17 protein-coding genes and 9 tRNA genes are annotated in these 22113 nt (G+C 51.8%); 3 read left to right on the top strand and 23 right to left on the bottom strand.

Annotation, left to right across the window (positions count from 1 at the left end):
• From G5B47_RS19925 to G5B47_RS19880, 10 genes are all read right to left on the bottom strand, one after another.
• Positions 1-1047, bottom strand: a complete 1047-nt coding sequence (locus G5B47_RS19925) for a sensor histidine kinase (RefSeq protein ID WP_165101843.1) — start codon at positions 1045-1047, stop codon at positions 1-3.
• Positions 1048-1071: 24 nt separating this feature from the next.
• Complete coding sequence (gene liaF / locus G5B47_RS19920; RefSeq protein WP_165101841.1) at positions 1072-1719, bottom strand: cell wall-active antibiotics response protein LiaF; 648 nt, start codon at positions 1717-1719, stop codon at positions 1072-1074.
• A gap of 181 nt (positions 1720-1900) precedes the next feature.
• Positions 1901-2602: a PspA/IM30 family protein gene (locus G5B47_RS19915; RefSeq protein WP_165101838.1), complete on the bottom strand. Its 702-nt coding sequence runs from the start codon at positions 2600-2602 to the stop codon at positions 1901-1903.
• 3 nt (positions 2603-2605) lie between these two features.
• Entirely contained in the window at positions 2606-3097 is a 492-nt protein-coding gene (locus G5B47_RS19910) for a PspC domain-containing protein (RefSeq protein WP_165101835.1), read from the bottom strand.
• 4 nt (positions 3098-3101) lie between these two features.
• A complete protein-coding gene (locus tag G5B47_RS19905) occupies positions 3102-3776 on the bottom strand; it encodes a PspA/IM30 family protein (RefSeq protein ID WP_025336418.1) in 675 nt (224 codons plus the stop codon).
• Positions 3777-3820: 44 nt separating this feature from the next.
• Positions 3821-4123 (bottom strand): hypothetical protein, encoded by a 303-nt coding sequence (locus G5B47_RS19900; RefSeq protein ID WP_165101832.1) that lies wholly within the window; start codon positions 4121-4123, stop codon positions 3821-3823.
• 198 nt (positions 4124-4321) lie between these two features.
• Positions 4322-5560 (bottom strand): extracellular solute-binding protein, encoded by a 1239-nt coding sequence (locus G5B47_RS19895; RefSeq protein ID WP_328804599.1) that lies wholly within the window; start codon positions 5558-5560, stop codon positions 4322-4324.
• 50 nt (positions 5561-5610) lie between these two features.
• Positions 5611-7182: a response regulator gene (locus G5B47_RS19890; protein WP_165101826.1), complete on the bottom strand. Its 1572-nt coding sequence runs from the start codon at positions 7180-7182 to the stop codon at positions 5611-5613.
• A gap of 26 nt (positions 7183-7208) precedes the next feature.
• Positions 7209-8999, bottom strand: a complete 1791-nt coding sequence (locus G5B47_RS19885; RefSeq protein WP_165101823.1) for a cache domain-containing sensor histidine kinase — start codon at positions 8997-8999, stop codon at positions 7209-7211.
• An 88-nt stretch (positions 9000-9087) separates the two neighbouring features.
• Positions 9088-10920, bottom strand: a complete 1833-nt coding sequence (locus G5B47_RS19880) for a glycoside hydrolase family 66 protein (protein WP_165101820.1) — start codon at positions 10918-10920, stop codon at positions 9088-9090.
• 603 nt (positions 10921-11523) lie between these two features.
• Between G5B47_RS19880 and G5B47_RS19875 the strand changes: the two genes are divergently transcribed.
• The 3 genes from G5B47_RS19875 (at position 11524) to G5B47_RS19865 (ending at position 16650) form a co-directional block, all read left to right on the top strand.
• Positions 11524-14073 carry a glycoside hydrolase family 31 protein gene (locus G5B47_RS19875; RefSeq protein WP_165101817.1) on the top strand — a complete coding sequence of 850 codons (2550 nt, stop codon included), beginning with the start codon at positions 11524-11526 and terminating at the stop codon, positions 14071-14073.
• Positions 14074-14202: 129 nt separating this feature from the next.
• On the top strand, positions 14203-15039 hold the full coding sequence (locus G5B47_RS19870; RefSeq protein ID WP_165101814.1) for a hypothetical protein: 837 nt from the start codon (positions 14203-14205) through the stop codon (positions 15037-15039).
• 42 nt (positions 15040-15081) lie between these two features.
• Positions 15082-16650: an alpha-amylase family glycosyl hydrolase gene (locus G5B47_RS19865; RefSeq protein WP_165101811.1), complete on the top strand. Its 1569-nt coding sequence runs from the start codon at positions 15082-15084 to the stop codon at positions 16648-16650.
• Positions 16651-16757: 107 nt separating this feature from the next.
• Here the strand turns inward: G5B47_RS19865 and nifH are convergent, their stop codons facing one another.
• The 13 genes from nifH to G5B47_RS19800 all read right to left on the bottom strand — a co-directional run bounded on the left by nifH (position 16758) and on the right by G5B47_RS19800 (position 22095).
• A complete protein-coding gene (nifH, locus tag G5B47_RS19860; protein WP_165101808.1) occupies positions 16758-17648 on the bottom strand; it encodes a nitrogenase iron protein in 891 nt (296 codons plus the stop codon).
• Positions 17649-17721: 73 nt separating this feature from the next.
• Positions 17722-18189 (bottom strand): NifB/NifX family molybdenum-iron cluster-binding protein, encoded by a 468-nt coding sequence (locus G5B47_RS19855; RefSeq protein WP_165101806.1) that lies wholly within the window; start codon positions 18187-18189, stop codon positions 17722-17724.
• A 269-nt stretch (positions 18190-18458) separates the two neighbouring features.
• Positions 18459-19754: a nitrogenase component 1 gene (locus G5B47_RS19850; protein ID WP_165101804.1), complete on the bottom strand. Its 1296-nt coding sequence runs from the start codon at positions 19752-19754 to the stop codon at positions 18459-18461.
• Positions 19755-19756: 2 nt separating this feature from the next.
• Complete coding sequence (locus G5B47_RS19845; RefSeq protein ID WP_165101801.1) at positions 19757-21103, bottom strand: nitrogenase component 1; 1347 nt, start codon at positions 21101-21103, stop codon at positions 19757-19759.
• Positions 21104-21271: 168 nt separating this feature from the next.
• Positions 21272-21351: transfer RNA gene (locus G5B47_RS19840), tRNA-Leu, on the bottom strand.
• Positions 21352-21392: 41 nt separating this feature from the next.
• Positions 21393-21466 (bottom strand) — tRNA-Cys (locus G5B47_RS19835).
• A gap of 9 nt (positions 21467-21475) precedes the next feature.
• Positions 21476-21550, bottom strand: a tRNA-Gly gene (locus tag G5B47_RS19830).
• 4 nt (positions 21551-21554) lie between these two features.
• A tRNA-Gln gene (locus G5B47_RS19825) sits at positions 21555-21629 on the bottom strand.
• Between the two features lie 20 nt (positions 21630-21649).
• Positions 21650-21725: transfer RNA gene (locus G5B47_RS19820), tRNA-His, on the bottom strand.
• A gap of 27 nt (positions 21726-21752) precedes the next feature.
• Positions 21753-21826, bottom strand: a tRNA-Trp gene (locus tag G5B47_RS19815).
• Positions 21827-21830: 4 nt separating this feature from the next.
• Positions 21831-21916 (bottom strand) — tRNA-Tyr (locus G5B47_RS19810).
• 7 nt (positions 21917-21923) lie between these two features.
• Positions 21924-21999, bottom strand: a tRNA-Thr gene (locus G5B47_RS19805).
• A 20-nt stretch (positions 22000-22019) separates the two neighbouring features.
• Positions 22020-22095 (bottom strand) — tRNA-Phe (locus G5B47_RS19800).
• Positions 22096-22113: the final 18 nt, after the last annotated feature.

Genomic DNA, 22113 nt, shown 5'->3' with positions numbered 1-22113 from the left:
TTAAATCCCCTTATCCTCGCTAAGCAGCGGCACTGTAATCTCGATGCGCGTGCCTTTGCCCAGCGCCGTTATGAACTGGATTGATCCGCCCGTTTCAGTAATGCGCTCCTGCATATTGGACAGGCCGTAGGATGTCTGCTTGCCGGCATCCATATCGAAGCCGACGCCGTCGTCGCGGATGGTCATGCGAACCGTATCGCCCCGCCGGTGGATGCGAATCTCCATTTTGTCCGCCTTGGCATGCCTCAGCGTATTGGAGATGGCCTCCTGCACGATGCGGAACAGGTGGTTCTCGATCCCCTTCACCAGCTGTACGCCGGTGTCCATTTCAAAATGGATATCGATCGGCACCTTCACCTGCAGCTCCTTGATCAATTCCCGGATGCCCTGCTCGAGCCGCTTCCCGTCCAGATAGACCGGACGCAGATGCAGCAGCAGCGCCCTCATCTCCGACTGGGCCACCGCAGCCATCTCCTCGATCAGCGCGATCTGGCGCTGGGCCTTGTCGAAATCCTTCTCGAGCGTCCGGCCGACGGCCGTCGCCGTCATGGAAATGGCGAACAACTGCTGGGAGACCGCATCATGCAGCTCCCGGGCCAGACGCTGCCGCTCTTCCACAATCGCCGACACCCTCGCCTGCTCGGCAAGCTGGGCGTTATTCGTCGACAGGCGCTGAAGCGTCGTCACCTGGTCCTCCCATTTGCTCCCGATCACATTCAGCTGCTCCGCCAGCCGCCCAAGCTCGTCCTCTCCGAGTGAGGGCATGGACAGCGTCAGGTTGCCTTTTTCCCACAGCAGCAGCGTCTCCCGCATCCGCTCAAGCCTGCGCTTGACACGGAAGCTCTGATAGAAGCCGAAGCCCACGCCGAGGCCAATCGGTAGAAGCAGCAGCGATATCGTCCGTAGCCCGAAGTCCAGGCTTTCATAAGGACGCAAAAAACCGTATGTATACATCATGTACAATATAACGAGCAGCAGGACAAAGGAGAACAGAGCTCCTTCGCCCATGCTGCGCGACACGATATTGGCATTCTTTTTATGATCCATCCGGAGCTCTCCCTCCTTATCCGCCTATGGCAGTCTTACATCCAAATCACCCATCAAATAAGAGACGCTGACCTTCACCCGATGCTCGCTGCTCTCGAAGCCCGGAGACTTCCAGTTCAGCCGGTTCATCATCCCCGCATCGCGCTGGCTGCCAAACTCGATGGAGCCGAACAGCACGAACGCGTCGATCTCTACGCCGTAACCGTCCGCCAGATGCAGATCCACATCGCCAAAAATCCCCTGAAACAGCATGACCGTCTCCTTGTCTTCCGCCATCGCCAGCGACAGATCCAGATCCGTCTCGCCGAGCACATGCCAGGCGCTCAGACTGTGCATTACCCAGGGCGACCGGTCCCAGTTAAAGCTTGAGGAGAAATTCTGCTTCTGAAGATGGTTTCTCCCCTGCTGCAAGCCTTTGGACTTGACGAAGAACATGCCCAGCGAGATCAGGCAAATGCCCAGCACCAGCACCAGATGATCCAGCAGCAGCAGCACCGCGCCGATACCCAGCAGCGTATATCCCTGCTTGATCTTCCCCGACTTTGTCCGGAAGATGCCCAGCAGCAGAAGTAAAAGGGCGACAATGGAAAGGAAACCGATCCATCTGCCAAAAATCATCAAGCATCCGACAGCGATCAGTCCTATGGCTATCAAACGGTTTCGCTTTTCCATTTCGCACCTCCTTTATTGTTAGATTAGCCGGCCGTACCTTTGGGCGGCCCGGCACCAAACGGCCGGAAAAGCCATGCCGGTATGGTAATCCATCCGTATGGCTTTCCCCTCGTTACAGCATATCATATCGGCCTGTATTTATGGAACAGGCATTATCCCGCTCCCGGCCTATGCCCGGTTATTATTCTTCCGTGCCTTTCGAAGCTTCGGCCGAACCGTTCAGCTTGCTCTTCAGCGCGTTCAGCTGCTCTTCTACTTTGAGCTGCTTCTCGGCGTCGATCGGGCTGAAAGCGGCAGGGGACGAAGGCCGGTACGGAGCCCGGAGCACATCGGCCTCGGCTTCAAGCTGCATGATCTTCTCTTCCATACGGTGGAATCCAAGCGACGCGCTGCCGCTCTCGATGCTGTGCACGCTGCTGATTTGCGACATCTGCTTCTTCGCCTTGGCCATTTGGGCCCGGGACACCAGCTCGTTGCGTTTGTTGCGCAGCTTGTAGAATTCATCCTTCATGTCATGCAGCTGCTGCACCAGTTCCTTGGCATGGACTTCCGCCTGCGCATGCAGCTCGGTGTATTCGCCGAATTTTTGGTCAAAGTAAATTTTCTCTTCCAGAAGCTTGCGAGCCACTTCCTCCTGGCCGTTCTTCAAGGCAAGCTCGGCTTGGGCGCCGCGCTGTCCGGACAACTTCGCCGCTTCGTCCACACGCTGCTTCATCCGGCGTTCATTGGCCATTTGCTTGGCAACTGTAACTTCCGCCTCGTGAATTTCGGCCTCCATATCGCGCAAATACTGGTTCAGCATAACAATCGGGTCTTCCACCTTATCCAGCAGATCGTTGACGGATGCTTTGGTCATATCTTTGATTCTTTTGAAAACTCCCATGTTTTACACTTCTCCCTTCTTGTCTTCGTATTTGGACAGCTTGCGTTTAAGCTCTTCGATTTCTTTCTGCATCGCTTTCTTCTCAATGTCCTTCATCATGTCGTCCAGAGCAGATTCCTGCGCGGCATGGCCTCCGGATTGGCCGTACCGCGGATCATAATGGCCGTCCCGGCCATAGGGCCGCGGCCCGGACGGGCCGAATGGACCGCGATGCCCGCAGCCCCGGCGGCTGTAACCGCCGTCGCCTCTGTAATGCGGACCATAGCCGCCGTCCGCCATTTCGGGCCCGAAGCCGTAAGGGGGATAAGGCCCCGGCTCCTTCGGAAAGATCAGCGCGGCGATGAAATACACCGGTATAACAGCGCCGCCCGTAAAGGGAATGCTGATGAGCAGCACAATCCGCAGCAGCGTGGAGTCGATGCCGATCGCTTCCGCCAATCCGCCGGTAAGACCTGTAAGTACTTTATCGCGGGTAGATCGATACAATCTCGTCATAACGCTACTCCTTTCCTTCCTTGTTCAGCTTATCCTTCAGCTTGGCCAGCTCCCGTTCCAGAACGCCGGCGACCGTCTCGCCCGCCTGGACCGCGTATTCCTGGCCCATCCGCCGCAGGTCGCGCAGGCTTTTGGCCTCCAGCTCCCAGTCGGCAAGCCGGTCATCCAGACGTCCGAACATTTTTGGAATGTCGCCGCCGCCGTAAGCGGCGGCCCGCTCATTCATCCGCTGCTGCAGCCGGAGCGTCTCCATCCGGGCCGCATAATACTGGCGCTTGCTGTACACCGACTGATACTCCAGCTTCAGTTCGCCGAGCTGCTGCTCCAGCTCCAGCAGAGACTGCCGGCTCTGCTCCAGCAGACCACCGTACTGCTCCAGCTTTTCCTCAAAAATAATTTTCTCCTGCAGAGCCAGCTTGGCGAGATTATCCTCGCCCGCCTTGAGCGCCAGCAGCGCCTGTTCCTCCCGCTTGTTCCTCATGGAAGCCGCCTGGTCAACCTGATTTTGAAGCTGCTTCGTATGATTCGCGTACTGCTGATACAATCTTTCGGCTTCGCTTATTTCCTCGCGGGTCGTATACAGAAATTGATCGATCAGCTTCACGGGGTCCTGGCTTTGTTCCAGCTTTTCATTTAAATTGGCTACGGTAATGTCCCGCATTCGTCGAAAAACGCTCATTTTCTACCGCTCCCTCCTTGCCGCTTAAGTTGAATTCTCATTTATTAATAATGCGTGCTTCTCTTGCCTTTAAGTACCGATATTCCCCACACGACCAGCGCTACGCCAAGCAGCGGTCCAATCAGCCAGGCCAGCTTGCTGATCAGGGACATGATGCCGATAAACATCACGATCCAGCCGATCACCTTGCGTCCGCTCTTGATTCCGTAGTAGCCGAGAACCACCAGCAGCACCGGGAAGAGAAGTCTGAAAATTCCGTGGATCAGCGGAAGCGCCAACCCCAGCAGCATAATCGCGCCGATGGTAATCAGTATGAACGCGAGGCCGTTTCCTCTGTTTCTGTGCATTCTTTCTCACCGCCTTTCGATGTCCTGTTCCTTATGCTCTTATTTTAGGAAAAATCGGGGCCGTTCAAAACGGACCGGGGACGGTTTTTGAAACTGGACCTAAGGCGGGGCGGCATTAAGACTTCCGTTCCTCAATCAGCGATAGGCGCCCCGGAACACAGCTCAGGACGCGAAAAAGACCCTTCGCAGGGTCTTTCTTCAGTAGTCCTTATCAATCAAAAGGCCGTCGATCTCGGCGGCCGCAAGGTCCAGGCCTTGCTGTACGGGCAATTCGCCCAGGAATATTTTGTTCAGGTATAACGTATACATCATTTCGATTTTACCCCAGTTCTTGACCGTCGGACGCAAAAAGCCGTTGTCCACAGCTTCAACATAGGGATAAAGATAGGAATCCGGACTGACCTTCATCTCATTAAGCGCTTCCCTATTCGCCGGGATTAGCCCCGACCGGGACATAATAAGCTGCGCTTCCTTGCCGGTCATCCATTGAATAAATGCCCAAGCCTCGGCAGGATGTCGGCTGCCCTTCATAATGACCAGATTCTCACCGCCGATAATCGTGGAAGGGACAATGGAGCGCGGGAAGGGTACGGGCAAGGTCTGCTCAAGAGCAAGCTTAAGCTCCGAATACTTCAATAAACTGTAGAACCACGGCGCGTCGTCGGTTATAAGCATGTTGCCGTTCCGCACCTTCTCCCAGTTATCGCTGTTCAGTGTCACCGCCGAGAGATGAATAAGCTTTTCCTTATATAAGCCTGTCAGCTTCTCCACCGCCCGGACGGTGCCCGGACTGTTCAAATAACCCGTTGCCCGGGTAAACCCCGGGTCCACGAACGAACCTCCCAGGCTGTAGATATAGGGAAGCGTGTCCCAAGGGTCCAATCCCCCCAGGCCAATCATAAAGCGGTGCTTGCGGGCCACCTCCAAAATTTCGTCCATCGTGCCGGGAGGCTCGGAATATCCCGCTTGTTTCAGCAGCTTCCGGTTAAAGATTGCCGTCTTAGTGTACAGGTTAAGCGGCAACGAATAGTATTCATCCTGATAGAAGCCTATGCTGAGCCCTTTGTTGTAGAACGCAAATTCAAGCTGGTCAAAGCCTGGAAATCCGTCCAGCGGCTCAAGGAGGTTTTTATGCGCAAATTCCGGCACCCAGGCAATATCCATCCGCACCACATCCGGACCTCGGTTGGAGGAGGCGCGTGCAATCAAGCTGTACTTCAGTTCGTTGGAATTAGCCAGATTGATGCATTTCACCCGTATATCGGGATTGTTCTCCTCGAAAGCCGGGATGAGCTTCTTCATCAGCAGACGGGTTTCCCTATCATTGTACGTATGCCAGAAGGTAATGACCGTTTTGTCATTCCCGTGAAGCGTCTGGACCTTGTCCGGTTCCGAGATTACAGACGCGCCGGCGCAACCGGCCGTTAACACAATCACTATCAAAAAGATAAACCACCGGATTACAAAGACGGAAATCCCCCCTCTCTTTACTGTTCAGCGCTGCACTTCAAGCTTTCCCTGTATTCCACCGGAGTGAGTCCCGTTCCTTTTTTGAACACCTTGCTGAAGTATTTAACGTCCTTAAATCCGGCGCCTTGGGCCACATCATAGATCCGGCTGTCATCCTGGGCAAGCAGCCGCTTGGCTTCCCGAATCCGCAGCTCAATCACATAATCGATAAAGTTTCGTCCGGTTTGTTTTTTGAATAGCAGACTGAAGTAGCTTTTGCTTAGATGTACGGTATCCGCCACGCTCTGAAGCGTCAAGTTTTCGGTGAAATGGGCGGCAATGTACTCCAGTGCTCTTGTGATAAGCTGTCCCCCGTAACCGTTATCAGACAATTGGGGAATCATGGACATCCCGTTCTGCTCCAGCTCGCTAACCATGAAGGCGGCCAGCTGCTCCAAGGTTTCCGTCTTGCGGATCAGTTCCTGCTCTTCGGGAGGAAGTGATTCGGCGCCCGCCTGCAGCCGGTAAGTACCAGCAAGCAGCATACAGGCCTCCTGCTGAACCTGCTCCGGGCTCAAAGCCCTGCTCTTCCAGCGTTCAAGCGCGAAATCAATCGCATGGGAAGCCGGTTCTCCGCCTCGGATCATTTCATAAAATGGCTCCCAATCCTCGGCCTCTACAAGGTCCGGCGGCGACAGCTCGTGCTTGCTCTCCTGTCCCCCGCTCTCGAACCATCTGCCCAGCCCCTTGAGAAAACGCTGCTGACAGGCCAAGCGGCTCTCTGCATATCCCTGAAGAAGCCAGCCTGCTCCCAGGCCTGCAGCCAGCCCTGCCGAAGCGGTAATGCTCCATTCCGCTTCGACGCCCTGCTTCCATGCTTGAAGCTGCCGTACCGATTCTCCCTCGCGCTCCGGAAAGATCAGGAACAGGCTGTTCTCCGCGACCAGCAGCGCGCTTCCCTTCTCCATCCGCTCATAGAACGCTTCCTGCAGGTCCTCAAGCAAGAGCTGAACATATAAATAGCCGTTATTCTCTTTCCAGTCCTCAGCTCCGTCCAGCATAAGATAGACACAGGCATAGGGTTCTTCCAACCACTCCGGGGCGCCCGCTGCGGCGGACGGCGTGACTTGCTCCTGTACGATCCACCGCTTGATTTCCTGCTCCTCGCGCTTCCTTTCCAGATAAAGGGCGCTCTGCCGATACAGGATCAGCTCAGAATCCTGCTTCCTCTCGTCCTCCAGCATCGCAATGCTCCGGTGCAGAACGGCCAGAAGATCGTCCTTTTTCAAAGTCAGCTTTAGCAGATAATCGACGGCGCCCAGCTTCAGTCCCTCTTTGACATATTCAAAGTCACTGTAATTGCTGATCAGAATCACCTTGATCCAAGGGCAAAGCGCCTGTGCCTGCTTCATCAGCTCAATGCCATTCATCAAGGGCATTTTGATATCCGTAATCAGTATATCGAAGGACTCGCGTTCCAGCGCAGCCAATGCCTCCGCACCGTTCGCATAGTGGTCCTCCGCAGACATCCCTTCTTGTTCCCAGTCGATAAACGCGCTGATTCCATGGCGGATTACCGGTTCGTCATCTACGATCAGTACTCTATACATGGTGCTCCTCCCGCTTTTTGCCGGTTCTAAGAGGTCGTTTCTATCGGCTTTTTTAATAAAATGCGTACGGTCGTCCCTTGTTCGGGGGCGCTGACCATCGAACATTCCCAATTTTGACCGTAATACAGCCGCAGCGTGTCATAAATATGGCGCAGACCGATGCCGGTTTCACCTTTGTCCACCGCAGCCCTCGCTTCATTTAACTGCCTTAGCTTCTCCTCGCCAATCCCTCTCCCATCGTCCTCCACCCGGAATTCGAGTCCCTCGGCGCCCTTTCGGATCGTTATCGAGATTCTGCCATCCGTATTTTTCGGCACGATTCCATGGAATATAGCATTCTCCACCAGCGGCTGCAGCAGCATGCGGGGAATCATGATCTTCTCCGTCCCCGGCTGGACGTCCAGCTCCAGATGAAAGTTCTTTTCATAGCGCAGCTCCAGAATGATCAGGTATTTTCGAATAATATCGAGCTCCTCATCCACTGTAATCATGACGCCGTTCTTGCCCATGTTCGCTTCAAGCAGATGATTTAATGCCGACAATACCTCGGATGCGCGGCCGTTCTGGCCGGAATCAATAAGCCACCGCAGCGTGCTGAGTGTGTTAAACAGAAAATGCGGGTGAATCCGGTGCATGACCGCCCGAAGCTCCGCGTGATGCTTCTCGTTCTGTTCATTCTCCACCTGCCGCATCAAATTCCCGATTTCATGCACCATTTTGTTAAATTGTATGCTTAAAAACCCGATTTCATCGGCCGTGCGGATGTCCGTCCTCGTATCCAAATCGCCTTGCTGCACGCGGAGCATGCTTTGGGTAAGCTGCTTTACAGGTTTGGTCACCATCCCGGCCACAAAAAGGCCGATGCCGACGGCGATCATGGAGAATAAGGCTGAGGTCAGCAGAATTCGGGTCTGTAGCTGCTCGAGCTGCCCGCTGATCTCATTCACGGGTACGGTTCCGACAAGCATCCAGCCACTGGCGAGCAGCTGCTTGACCCCGTAATAAGGAATGCCTCCCATTTGGAACTCAAACTCCACTCCGTCGTTGTCCACAATACTTCTGTACAAATCGGGATTCTGCACCCGCTTGTTAATCATTCGGAGGTTGGAATCAATCATGATCCTCCCTTCGGAATCGACGACGAAGAACTTGCCGGTATTCCCGAGCTTGAGCTTCCGGATCGTTCCCAGGATCGACTGCCCGTCCAAATGAACCTGCACCAGTCCGATATTGTTCATCGTGTCAAAGTCCTTCAGCACTCTCCCGACGGGCAGAACCAGATCCGTATTCTCCCCGCCGCCGCTGAAGTGGTCATACTGGAGGCCCTGCCACACCAGCTCTCCGTCCTTGCGCTTCACTTCCTTCACCCAATCCTCGTCGGACAGGCGTATCTGCTTAAGCTCGGTGTCCGAAAAGGTTCCGCTGCCCCATCCCTTTCCTTCCTCCTTCAATAAATACACGATTTTGACAAAAGAGTTCGAATACACGTAATTGTTCAGCAGCGTATTGATATACTGATAATTCCAGTTATCCTCGTAGGTCGGATCGCCGTTCACCTGTAAGGCGGCGCGCTGGATGTTTGGATCGCTGGAAATAAAATCGGAGGTGTCAATCCCCACATTTAATATAAAAGAGAGCGAATCCGCCGTCTGTTCCGCAATCTGGAGCGTGGATTCTCTAACGTTCTTTTTGAGAATGGCATCCGATACCCAGTAGAAGGACAAGCTTGTGAAGACGGTCGGAATCAAAATAACGAGCAGGAGGACCACAATGATTTTGGCGGTGAAGCTTTTGGATATTGTCAGTGTTCGCAGCATAGAGCCTCTCCTATTTGTTTCTATCTAAAAGTGTACTAGATGTAAAGCCCAATACCAATGTTATATATAGGAAAATTAAGAAATTCTTCTATTTCTTATATTCAATAACGGCCATATCCCAATACTTCAGCGCGGGCAGCTTCCATTTCACAACGCCGTTCCGCTGCGAGAATGGCACCGCCTGAGGCGAGCCTCCGTTAAAATCGGGTGAAGCGAACCATACTTTGGACACCGGACGGTCCGTCTTGACGGAGACGGCAATGTTCCGTTTTTCCGCCGGTTCCGTCTGGGTTCCGCGATCATCGTTCCAATCCATGGTTGAAGCATTACTGAAATTGATAAAATGCATAATGTCTTTTCCATCCTTGCGCTTGGAGAAGGACCACACCTTGCCCTGCTCCGCTTGATCCGATATCGCGACTTCTTTCGTCCCCTCGGCTTTCAGGCCGGATTCTTCCAGGTGATCCCGCAGCAGATTCTGATACGCCACCAGAAAATCGTAATATGAAATGAGCTGCTCTTCCAGTTCCGAAGATACACTAAGATTTTTATGAGGAAAATATTCTTTGGACAGCATATTCTCCCCCAGCTCCAGATGGGACCCGCCCGAAGCAAAAATTACCGCATCCGTCAGCAGAATCCCCGGCGTGTTGAACGTTCCCGGCGCATCAGATAAATGATAATTCATATAAGCGGCGAGTACCGTGTTCAGCCGGTTTCCGCTGTACCTCGAATTCTCGTCAATGATTTCTTTTAAATTCCGGTACTGCGGATGGTTGCCCCATACTTCAGTGTACAGAAACTTGACGGGCGCTTCCTTCGCGATGAATTCCTGGCCGAACTGGCCGACGGCGTTCATCACATAATCCACATCAAGCTTCTCCTTGGCCGCATTCAGAAACGACGGATATTTCGCGGAGAGATTGACGCTTCTGCCGTCATGAGTCCACAATGCGCCCCTGTCTCCCAACTGATCCACATGCCAGCCGTCAAAGGGAAGCGTGTCGAACGTTTTCTTTTCTTTTTCGATCAAGTAATTCTGCCAATCCGGGTTAGAGGGATCGTACAGATAAAGATCGCTCGCCCATTCGTCCGGAAGCGGGTGATGATCCTGATCGGTGCCGCCGGGATCTTTAAACAGGCCCCAATCTCGGTTCACACCGTCCTGCTCCGCGTCCGCATAAGCGCCAAACAGCAGGTTGTAGTTCATGGCCTTCATGCCGTGATTATGAGCCAGATCGATGTAGTCTTTTACCGTAGTGAACGATACCGAGCGGTTGGCAATATCCTTCCATTCCACCGCCGGTCTGCCATCTTCTAATCGAATCGGTTCCTGATGCTTGTACTGCCAATCGTAGAACTGGATGCCGTTAATGTGAAAACGGTTCAAGCGTTCGATGACCCGCGACATCTCGCCTGGGTTCAAGTTCGGAAAATCGGCCAGATACCCGTACCGGGGAAATTTCCCCCAATCGGACGATACGTCCACACCAATGTTCATCTGATCCGCCTCACCGTTCCGCTCATAGACGACTTCAGCCATATAGCCTTGGCCCTCCTGCCGGGGCGGCTCCCAGCTCCAGACCAGCTTATCCCCTTCGGCCTGCAGCTTCTCTTCCTTTATAACCCGATTCAAATGCAGATAGCGGATATGGACGGTTCCTCCCGGTTCGGTCCCCTTGAATTTCAGCTCAAACCGGACATCCTCTCCCGGCCAATAAGCCGCTTTATCCGTGGATAGCCCTTTCAGCAGAGAGCCTTTATGAATTTTCGCATACTTTGGCGGGGTCTCGGCGTTATTCGAAGTTTTTTGGCAGGCCAAAGTTAACGTTATAGCTGCGCAGACCACAACAACTCCGGACATCCGCATCCACCTGGCGCGTTTCATTCTCCCACTTCCTGTCTTCTGGTTTTTGTTCATTATCCGGGAAACCCTCCTTCAGATCAAATGGCGATTTTTAACGAGAAAATCGTATTTTTGTTGTCATATCAACCTTGTATGCGATTACAATTTTATGCGGTGTCTTATTTTTACGAATTCACAAAAGATATTGCACCCCCTCTTGATTTTTTAAAAATTGAACTTTTTTATTGGAAATTGTGTATTCCTTGCAAGATCGGTTCGTTTTAGTGTCCAATTTCACCATATCCAATAATTAAAGAGGTTGACTCTTTCGCAGGCAGAGCTTCCAAGCTGCAGTCCCTTAGACCTGCGGAACTATAAATATGCATATTCTTCCATATTAGTGGTAATAAATTGAATCATCCTTCGGAGGGAAAAAGAAAAGCAAAAAAAACTTGAACTCCTTGTCCGGCAAGGTTTTCGCAGTTTCGTCCCCCATTTATGCAATCGATTTCAAAAATGCCGTTTCCGTTTTTTCGACAATCCTGTAGGAGGTTCTCCCCATTGTTCACGCGGTTGTTCCTTGCTAACTTGAAAAAGGGCAGCCGGAAAGCGGGAAGCGTAACGCTCCACGGAGGGCCTGCTGCCCAAAAACTACTTCAGAGTGGGAGAGAAAAATGTATGCGTAAAAGGTTGAAAGCTTCAAGAGTGTCAAAAAAACTGGCGCAAGCAGCTGTGTGCCTCAGTCTATTGACGGGAACGGTATCTGCGGTGCTGCCGGCCAATGTGGCATTTGCGGAAACCCAGCCAGAACCGGATACTCCGCTGGACAAACAGAATCTTAAGCCATTATCCGTACAATCGCTGGAAGCTCTGGACAATGGGGTTAAACTGAACCTGGGGGACTACCAGGGATTTATCCGCCTCTTCTCGGAGGACATGGCCAAGATCTCGGTCGTTAAAAACGGCGAAGATGAGTTCATCTCCCCGGGAATCGCCAAGAAGGATTGGAAGACGCCTAAATTCAGCACCAAGGAAACGGATAAAGAATACATCCTTTCCACCTCTGAGTTGACTGTAAAAATTAACAAACAACCTTTCGGCGTCAAATTCCTGGACAAGCAAGGAAACGTGATCAACGAAGATGCGGAGCAAGGGGTTGGCTATGAAAACGGCAAGCCGTATGCGTTTAAAAAGACGGATGCCACTGAAAACTTCTACGGTTTCGGCGAGCAGTCCGGCGGGCTGAACAAGCGCGGCAAAAGTCTCGGCATGTGGAACACGGACGCTTATTCCTACAACAAGAACACCAAATATCTGTACACGTCCATTCCATTCTTCATCGGCCTGAAGGATAAAAAAGCCTACGGCATTTTCTTCGACAATACGTTCCGCTCTTATTATGAAATGGCCAGTGAGAAAGACGATTACTACTACTTCTACGCCAACGGCGGAACTCTGACTTACTACTTCATCAACGGTCCGGAAATCGGCGACGTTATCGACCGGTACACCGAGCTGACGGGTAAATCCGAAACGCCTCCAATGTGGTCACTGGGCTTCCATCAAAGTAAATGGGGCTATACACCGGAAGAACTCGTAAATGTGGCCAAAACCTACCGCGAGAAAAAAATCCCGCTCGACACGATGCATTTTGATATCGACTACATGGACGGATACCGCGTGTTTACCTGGAACGACCAGTACAAACAAGCGCTGAAGACGCTGAAGAATGAAGGCTTCCGCGCCATCACGATCAACGATCCGGCCGTCAAGGAGGACGAGAACTATAGTGTGTATCAAGAAGGAACGGCAAAGGATTACTGGGCGAAAAATCCGGACGGCACTACCTTCTTCGGCGATGTATGGCCGGGCAGATCGGCCTTCCCGAACTTCCTGAAGTCGGATGTCCGCAATTGGTGGGCTGACAATCTCGGAACACTATTAAATGAGGGCGTCGACGGGATCTGGAATGACATGAACGAGCCTGCCGTATTTGACGGCCCTTTCCATACGATGCCGCTGGATGTCGTGTTTGAAGGCGACAACGGGGAGAAGAAGCTTCATACGGAATACCACAATCTTTACGGGCACGACGAGGCCGAAGCGACATATAACGGCTTCCTCAAACATAAACCGAACACCCGTCCATTCGTATTAACCCGCGACATGTACGCAGGAACGCAGCGCTACGCGGCGCTCTGGACCGGCGACAACGTAAGTAACTGGGAGCATTTGCAAATGTCGATTCCGATGAACGCCAACGTTGGTTTGTCCGGTGTTCCGTTTGTCGGCAATGATATCGGCGGCTTCGCGAAATCGCCGGGCAATGTTCCGACGCCTGAGCTGTTCGCAAGATGGATCGAGGTCGGCGCCTTCCTGCCGTTTGCCCGCGATCATTATGACAATAGCGCGAAATCGGGTCTCGGAAGCGGACAAGAGCCTTGGGAATTCGGCAAAGAAGTTGAAGATATCAGCCGCAAATACATCTCCATGCGTTATGAGCTGCTGCCTTACCTGTACAACCAGTTCAAGGAATCCGCGGAGAACGGTCAACCGGTTCAACAACCGCTTGTCTACCAGTTCCAGGACGACGCTAAGACGTATAACATCGAAGATCAGTTTATGTTCGGCGATTCGATGATGCTTGCGCCTGTAGTTAAAGAAGGCCAAACGAGCCGCGAAGTGTATCTGCCGTCCGGCGAGACATGGGTCGATTACTGGACAGGCAAAAAGTATGAAGGCAACCAGTCGATCACGGTTAAAGCCGATCTTGGAACACTGCCTATTTTCGTGAAAAACAATTCGATCATCCCTCGTCAGGAATTGGAGCAATCCACCGATGAGAAGAAGCTGGAAAATCTGATTCTTGATACGTATCTGAACGATAAAGCCAGCTACAGCTTCTACGAAGACGATGCGGAGACCCTGGACTACAAGCAAGGTGAATTCAATATCACGGAATTTAAGGTGGAAAAGAAAGGAAACCACATTGAGTTCCAGCAGGACAAAAAAGCTCAAAACTACGCTTCCGACATCAAGTCCTACACACTTAAGCTGCATGATGCCGAGCAGCCTCAGAAAGTTCAGGCAGCCGGCAGCAAGTACGATCAAGCTGGCAGCTTGGAGCAATTGAACGGACAGGAAAGTGGTTACTTCTTCGATTCGGCCGAACGCGTTCTGTATGTCAAGATCCCGGCCAATGAGAACCACAGCGTAAAAATTCAATAATAACGATTTCTCGGTTATTGCCGTAAGAAAAGGAAAACGGGTAAGCATCTTCGGCTTCACCCGTTTTCCTATCCTTTAGGCGATGCCGCATCTACTCAACCAGACTTCGAAGAAATGAGCATACCTAATATGAAGCATACCAAAACCATCACCGCCGCAGTCTTTTCCCTGTCGTTATTTACCCTTCCGCTTGTCCAACCTGTACATACCGCATCTGCTGAAAAAGTCAACAACGGACAAACGAAAAGCCAGATCAGCAGCAAGACCCAGCCAGCTAGAGCGGCATGGGATAAAAGCTCTTTATACTTTACTGTCCAAGAAGTAACCTATGCCGGAATTTCGGCGACCGTTATAAACGGCGGCTCCGGGATGCAGGGCGAAACCGTCTATGAAGTATTCCGCAGCGACACCGGCAATCCAAAGAACGGCGAAGTCGTTGCCACAGGCGTAATCGGGACACTCGCTCCCGGCGAATCTCAGGAGCTGATCTTCACGCCGGCAGTGCTGGAACAGGGCAACTATATGTTTAAGGCCTATCAGCGGCCGGGCCATCCGGGAACCGGCGTATTGTGGAGCGATTCCATTACCGTAGAGGAAACCCGAGTGACCACTGAATCAAACCAGCCTACACGTCCGTTCGACCAGTATTTCAACTCCGATGTTCAAGGCGGAACGGCGACGTTTACGGTCCCTGAAGGCATCAGGGAAGTCGAAATCAGTTTCTCCAGCTATATCTATCCGGAAGGCGTCATTCCTCAGGAAGACGGCAAGCCTTACGAGAATCAGCATGTGTACGATAATGTGACCGAAACCTATGGACCGGGAACGCATACCGTACACGTTGACCTGCCGGAATCCGGCTACTGGCAGACTGATCTGTACTTGGGTCCGGTGGTTGAAACGCTAACGGAAAGCGGACACTCCCTGGATTCGATCATTGATGCCGATTTTGGCGCTGCAAATTAACAATTATAACCCCATTATTTTTAAGGAAGAGAGGTTTCAAAGATGAAAAAAGTTACATCCATGGCCTTAACCCTGCCCCTGCTGTTCAGCTTCGCCAGCGGTGCTCTTGCAAAACCGCAAATTCAGAGCGACTCAAACCTTGGCGTCTATTACGAGATTTATGTCAATTCCTTCTCTGATTCCAACAACGACGGTAAAGGCGACCTGAACGGCATCCTGCAAAAGCTGGACTATCTCAATGACGGAAATCCGCATACGAAGAAAGATTTGGGCGTCGATTCGCTGTGGCTGATGCCGATCAGTCCTTCCCCCAGCTATCATAAGTACGATACAACCGATTTCTACAGTGTAGATCCGGCGTACGGCACCACGGAAGACTTCCGCCGCCTGACGCAGGAAGCGCATAAACGGGGAATGAAGGTTACGATCGACCTTGCGCTCAACCACACGAGCAACAAGCACCCGTGGTTCAAGGAAGCCGCCAAGGACAAGAACAGCCCGTACCGGGATTATTATATCTGGGCTGACGAGAACACCGACCTGAATGAAAAAGGACCGTGGGGACAGCAGCTCTGGCACGAGTCGTATCCGGGTTCGGGAGACTACTACTACGCCCTGTTCATAGATTTCATGCCGGATTTGAACTTTGATAATCCCAAAGTACGTGAAGAAATGATCAATGTCGGCAAGCATTGGCTGAACCAGGGAGCCGACGGTTTCCGTCTCGACGCGGCTATGCACATCTACAGCAAGCCTGATGAAGCGGATAAGAATGTCGCATGGTGGGATGAATTCAAGCGGGGGTTGGCAGAGGTCAAACCGGACGTTTATTTGGTCGGCGAGGTGTGGGACCGCCCGAACAATATAGCTCCATACTACAAGGCGCTGGATTCTTCCTTCGACTTCGACCTGTCCTCGAAGATTCTGGACGCCGTGCAAAGCGGCTCGGATAACGGACTTGCTGCCTTTGCTTCGAATACGCTGGACTTGTACAGCAAATATGCCGATAACCCTATCGACGCTCCGTTCCTTACCAATCACGATCAGGTACGTACAATGTCCTTGCTGGACGGTGACGTGAATAAAGCCAAAACCGCCGCTTCCATCCTGCTCACCCTGCCGGGCAACCCGTTCATTTATTATGGAGAGGAAATCGGCATGCTTGGGGAGAAGCCGGACGAGAATATCCGCGAGCCGTTCCGGTGGTACCCGGGAAGCGGAGAAGGACAGACGGATTGGGAGCCCTCCCGCGATAATACAGGCCCGGACGCCGTCTCCGTAGAGTCGCAGGAGAAGGATAAGGACTCCCTGCTCTCCCATTACAAGGAGCTGATCCGCTTCCGTCATGAAAGCCCTGCTCTAATGAAAGGCGACATTCGGGAGATGACGACTGGAGACAGCCGCATTCTGGGATACACCCGTACCTTTGAAGATGATTCCGTACTCGTCCTGCATAATCTGAGCGGCGACACCGTAACCATTCAAGTGTCCAACGAAGAATGGCAAGGGCGAAAGCTCGAATTCTCCACTTCAAATGAAGTGAAAATCAAGAAAGCCGGCGACCAGCTAAACATCACTATCCCGGCCTACACCACCTGCGGGCTGAAATAACGTTAACCGAATAAAACAAACAGGCTTGTACCTACGGCTGATTCGCCGTTGTACAAGCCTGTTTCATTATATTATGATTCCATACTCAGCCTAGGGCTTCTCTTCGCTTAGGCGTTGGCTGCTGCTTCTTTCTCTTCCAGCTTCTTGATAGCTGTTTCTTCGTCTTCTACCACACCGAAATCGATCAGCAGTTGTTCCAGTTCGTCCATTTCGATTGGAGTCGGGATGTTCAGCATTTTGTTGTTCAGAATTTTGTCAGCCAGTTGTTTGTATTCGTTGGCTTGGTTGTGCTCAGGGTTGTATTGAGTAACTGTCATTCTTCTCAGCTCGGCATGTTGTACGACGTTGTCGCGAGGTACGAAGTGGATCATTTGAGTGTTCAGACGACGCGCAAGTTCCATGATCAGCTCGTCTTCACGGTCGGTGTTACGGGAGTTACAGATCAGGCCGCCCAGACGAACGCCGCCGCTTTGAGCGTATTTCAGGATACCGCGTGCGATGTTGTTGGCAGCGTACATAGCCATCATTTCACCGGAGCAGACGATGTAGATCTCTTGCGCTTTGTTCTCACGGATTGGCATTGCGAAACCGCCGCATACAACGTCACCCAGTACGTCGTAGGAGATGAAGTCCATGCCTTCATAAGCGCCTTGCTCTTCCAGGAAGTTGATGGAAGTGATGATACCGCGGCCTGCGCAGCCTACGCCTGGTTCCGGACCGCCGGACTCCACGCAGAGGATGTCGCCAAAGCCGGTTGATACTACGTCTTCGAGTTCGAGGTCTTCAACCGAACCCATTTCAGCAGCCAGATGAAGCACAGTTTGTTGAGCTTTCGTGTTCAGGATCAGACGAGTGGAGTCCGCTTTAGGGTCACAGCCTACGATCATGATTTTTTGACCGAAAGTCGTTGCCAGCTGAGCCAGCGTGTTCTGGGAAGTTGTGGATTTACCGATACCGCCTTTACCATAGAATGCGATTTGTCTTGGTTTCTTACTCATGAATAATCATCCTCCATTATATAGAATACTTAAGTCATTTTATTGAACCCGATTTCCTGAACGACCGCCGTTATCAAATCCCTAAATCCTTGTAGAACTCGACGCTCTCCAGCAGAAGCTCTTCAATGCCGCCTTTACCGGAAAGTGCCACAATCCCTTTTTGCAAAAGCTTGCGCCTCGGCGAATCGCCGATTCCCGAGCACAATAGCACTTGGCAATCCCCGAGCATAGCCGCCGTATTGTCAAAAGTCTTCTTTTTGTCATCCGGACTGCTGCACTCGATCCTTCCGGTGCAATACGCTTCAACCTGGCGCACTTCCAATTGCTTCGTCTCTTGTCCTAAAACGTCATAGATCCAAAACTCGCTCGCGTGACCAAAGTGCACATTAACTTTTCCGCCGCCCCGTGTTGCAACAGCTATTCGGATCGCCGCAGGTTCGGATGCCGGAAGCTCAGCCGATTTAGGCGTCTGCCCTTCGTCCGCCTGTTGCTTCTCAGCCGTTTGACGGCTCGATTCATCGGCGGCGTCAATTGTTTCCACTGAAACGCCTCCTTTAGAAAGGTTAATGACAAGCATTGCAGAAGTCCCGTGTAATATTACATAACATTTTGCGAGAGTTGGTTTAACTCGTTAGAGCCATATTAGACTTTGAAGACAAAAGCTGTCAATGACGCTAAAGCGCATACATTGCTCTTTGACAAATCGTTCAAACACTGCGTCATATTAACTCACACAAAGCTGCGATGATGCGCTTTCATTTCTCCGATTAATCGCTTACATTGTTAAAAAGAAAAGCGCAAAGGCTGCGCTTATCGAAAGATTTCTCTTCCATTCATCAGAACATTTCCGAAATAATTCAACAATTCCGCCGTCCCCCTATAGCCGACACTGACCTGAAATGACGAACCGAAGCGATTAAACACGGGAAATCCGAAGGGGATAAAAGGAATCCCCCTTTCTTCCGCCATCGATTCGCTGTACGAACTTCCGACCCATAAATCGGCAGCCTGCGCCGGTTCTTGTTCCAATATCCGCCGGTCGTGGATTTGCGCGGACAATGGCGAAGAAACCACCGGCTCAAACGACTTAACACCTACTTCCGAAAGCCACTGGGACAGCGAGCGCAAATGGTCGGCCTCTAGCGCCGCGACTATTCTCTTGCCTCTAAACGTTGAGCAGGTATCCAGCATACAATCCAGCAGGAACTGCCGCTGCCAGCGGTATTTAACCTGAACTTCGTTTCCGCTCAGCTCTAGCAGGAATTGAAAAAAATCATCCGTCTCCTGCAGACCGGTTATTCCTTGGAATACACGATAAGGGATGTTCAGCTCTTTGCGGAGCAGCTTGGCGCTGGGCTCCATGCATCGTCCAACCGCTACGGTGAAGCCGGAACCGAGCATTTCCTTCAGATAGTCCAAAGGGACTCCGCCTCGGGATAAGGCCGTATGGCCTGTCAGCAGATGGCCTGTCAGCGATGAGGACAGGTCGGGCAGCACGATCACCTCCATGCCGAATGAGGCGATGATTTCTTTTAATTCCATCACGTCTCCCGGTGTCAGATGAGGACCAGGCAGAAGATTGATCCGGTTGCGGTGTTTTTTGGGCAGTGCTTTCGGACGGGAACGGAGGATTTCTTCGATAACGGCTTGGACAACCTGAGCGTAGCCCGATTCCATCGAGCCCTCATCATCCGGCAGCGACAAGGTTAACAGCAGCTTGTCTTCAAAAGCCTGCAAGTTTTCATCCAAATAACGCCTCGTAATTCCCTCCAAATCCTCTCTGGCCGCAACCGTTAACGAAGTGCCGATAATCGCAATCACATCCGGGTTATCCCCGGAGATCGCATGCCGAAGCGCTTCACAGACCGCATTATTAACGCCCAGGATGACATCGGCATCCTGAATCGATATATTTTGTATGGAGACCGGTTCCCTGAAGTGGCGTGACATAACGGTCCGGATGGCTTCAGCACATCCCGAGCCCCCGTGCAGAAGAGGCAGGGAGCGATAAATCCCCTGAAGGGCAAGTACGCCGCCGGTCGTCTGGTTACCCAGCAGGAGATTGCCTGGCAGCGATTCGTCACCCGACCTGAATGGAATAGACATGCTTACACCTCCCATGGCGGACGGCGGCAGACCGTTTGCCAAACTGGCTGTTCCAAAATATCCATAAGGTCTTCGGCCATTCTCCGCAAGCCGGCGTAGCCCGAATACGTCTTCCGGCGATCTTCATCAATATCCAGAAACGGTATTTTCTCTTTCAAAGGCACATAGGCGCTGCGTCCGCTGACGATCATCAGATCAGCCTGCCGCGACTCGTACAGCTTAAGCATGCTTTTTTCATCAATTTCCGTTAGGATCAGCGTATCCTCTTTGATTCTCTCCTTGATTCGCGACACATCTTCCCTCGCATTCGAATGGGTGCCGATAGCCGTAATCCGCAGACCGAGCTCATGTAGCGCAGAGATATACAACCAGCTCTCCGCCCCTTCCGTAAAGAGCATGACTTTTTTTCCCTTCAGTGGTTTGCAGGTCAAAGATATTTCCTTGCGAAGGCGTGCCTCCTCCTTGCGCATATACCGTTGAAGCCTGTCATCCAGCTCCGCATTCTGAAAATAATACGCCAGCTGACGCAGAGAGAACCGGATTTCATTGGACCCGCAGAAAGATCCCTCACAAAAAGGAATATCGAACGTATCCCTCATGTGCCGGGCCAAATTAAGCATCGACCTTCCGCCTACAAGCATATTCACTTTCGCCAGATGGGATGTACGCAGCTCATCAAAGGAACAATCTCCCGCAATTCGCGTCATTACACGGATTCCCGCCTCGGACAGCAAGCCTTCAATTTCCTTCATCTCTTGCGCAAAAGGATACCCGCCGATTAAATTGATTTCAAACGGAGTACATTCTTGGACTTCAACGTCTGCCGTACCGATCACCTTCTTAAATAAGGCTTCCCCCGCATATCGGTTCCCTATGTTCGGCCCCCCGGATAATCCCGGATTACCAACGGCGATGACTGGAATCCCCCATGTCTTCTCCGCCTCTTCACACACAGCATTCAAATTCTCCATAGCAAAAACAGTAGAGCAGGTTGCATATACAAAAACACAGGGAGGATGGTGCCTCCTGATGATTTGGCCAATCACTTGCAGAAGTTTCTTCTCACTACCGAGCGTGATATTTTCCTCCGTCATTCCCATGGAAAACACAAGCTTGGACAAAGATGCGCCAGGTGACTGGGCCTTCAGCATTCCCCAACCGTTCTGGAGGCAGCTTGCCGTGCCATGAACCAGATGCGCCGTGTCCAAGATCGGCATCAATACCGACTGGGAGCCCTGAAAAGCGCAGGGTTGTGTCCGCTCCCCGGGTTTTGGACTGGAGCAGCCCATTTTATCCGGGCAATGATTGTGCTCGCAAGCAGGTTCAACAAATAAGCCGGAATGATGCATCGGATAACCTCCAATCACACATTTTATATCTATTTATATTTAAACATAATTAATTATCATTATTTATAACATTTTTCATTTATTTAGCATTCATCAGTTTCAAAAAAAAGAAAAAAATAAATAGGCTCATAAGATCGCTAAAGCAATCTTATGAGCCTATTTGAATGATGCCGGTGAGAGGACTCGAACCTCCACGGTTTCCCTCACGATTTTGAGTCGCGCGCGTCTGCCAGTTCCGCCACACCGGCGTAAATCATGGAAATGATCTCATTTCCTCTTAATAAAGCAATGGAGGCGCCACCCAGATTCGAACTGGGGGTAGAGCTTTTGCAGAGCTGTGCCTTACCACTTGGCTATGGCGCCGTATGAAGATGGAGCGGACGACGGGAATCGAACCCGCGACCCTCGCCTTGGCAAGGCGATGCTCTACCGCTGAGCCACGTCCGCGAAATGGCTGGGGATATAGGATTCGAACCTATGCATGACGGAGTCAAAGTCCGTTGCCTTACCGCTTGGCTAATCCCCAATGCATTCCATTTAATAATATGGGGCGATCGATGGGACTTGAACCCACGAATGCCGGAGCCACAATCCGGTGCGTTAACCCCTTCGCCACGACCGCCATAGGATATGGAATGCTGAAATATATTGGCAGGGGCAGCAGGAATTGAACCCACACTAACGGTTTTGGAGACCGCTGTTCTACCTTTAAACTATGCCCCTAAACTGGTGGAGGATGATGGATTCGAACCACCGAACTCGTAAGAGAACAGATTTACAGTCTGCTGCGTTTGGCCACTTCGCTAATCCTCCAGGAAAATGGTGCCGGCGAGAGGACTTGAACCCCCAACCTACTGATTACAAGTCAGTTGCTCTACCAATTGAGCTACACCGGCTTATTCAATTATTAAATTCATGGTGGCTCGGGACGGAATCGAACCGCCGACACGAGGATTTTCAGTCCTCTGCTCTACCGACTGAGCTACCGAGCCAAACCCATATTGAAAATA

It is taken from the genome of Paenibacillus apii (genome assembly GCF_011043685.1).
Lineage (GTDB): Bacteria > Bacillota > Bacilli > Paenibacillales > Paenibacillaceae > Paenibacillus_AQ > Paenibacillus_AQ sabinae.
This window is presented reverse-complemented; position numbering and strand designations above follow the sequence as displayed.

Bases quoted from the DNA above. Each gene is read 5' to 3' on its own strand.
- G5B47_RS19925 (WP_165101843.1), bottom strand. From the start codon at position 1,047: ATGGATCATAAAAAGAATGCCAATATCGTGTCGCGCAGCATGGGCGAA.
- liaF (WP_165101841.1), bottom strand. From the start codon at position 1,719: ATGGAAAAGCGAAACCGTTTGATAGCCATAGGACTGATCGCTGTCGGA.
- G5B47_RS19915 (WP_165101838.1), bottom strand. From the start codon at position 2,602: ATGGGAGTTTTCAAAAGAATCAAAGATATGACCAAAGCATCCGTCAAC.
- G5B47_RS19910 (WP_165101835.1), bottom strand. From the start codon at position 3,097: ATGACGAGATTGTATCGATCTACCCGCGATAAAGTACTTACAGGTCTT.
- G5B47_RS19905 (WP_025336418.1), bottom strand. From the start codon at position 3,776: ATGAGCGTTTTTCGACGAATGCGGGACATTACCGTAGCCAATTTAAAT.
- G5B47_RS19900 (WP_165101832.1), bottom strand. From the start codon at position 4,123: ATGCACAGAAACAGAGGAAACGGCCTCGCGTTCATACTGATTACCATC.
- G5B47_RS19890 (WP_165101826.1), bottom strand. From the start codon at position 7,182: ATGTATAGAGTACTGATCGTAGATGACGAACCGGTAATCCGCCATGGA.
- G5B47_RS19885 (WP_165101823.1), bottom strand. From the start codon at position 8,999: ATGCTGCGAACACTGACAATATCCAAAAGCTTCACCGCCAAAATCATT.
- G5B47_RS19880 (WP_165101820.1), bottom strand. From the start codon at position 10,920: ATGAACAAAAACCAGAAGACAGGAAGTGGGAGAATGAAACGCGCCAGG.
- G5B47_RS19875 (WP_165101817.1), top strand. From the start codon at position 11,524: ATGCGTAAAAGGTTGAAAGCTTCAAGAGTGTCAAAAAAACTGGCGCAA.
- G5B47_RS19870 (WP_165101814.1), top strand. From the start codon at position 14,203: ATGAAGCATACCAAAACCATCACCGCCGCAGTCTTTTCCCTGTCGTTA.
- G5B47_RS19865 (WP_165101811.1), top strand. From the start codon at position 15,082: ATGAAAAAAGTTACATCCATGGCCTTAACCCTGCCCCTGCTGTTCAGC.
- nifH (WP_165101808.1), bottom strand. From the start codon at position 17,648: ATGAGTAAGAAACCAAGACAAATCGCATTCTATGGTAAAGGCGGTATC.
- G5B47_RS19850 (WP_165101804.1), bottom strand. From the start codon at position 19,754: ATGTCTATTCCATTCAGGTCGGGTGACGAATCGCTGCCAGGCAATCTC.
- G5B47_RS19845 (WP_165101801.1), bottom strand. From the start codon at position 21,103: ATGCATCATTCCGGCTTATTTGTTGAACCTGCTTGCGAGCACAATCAT.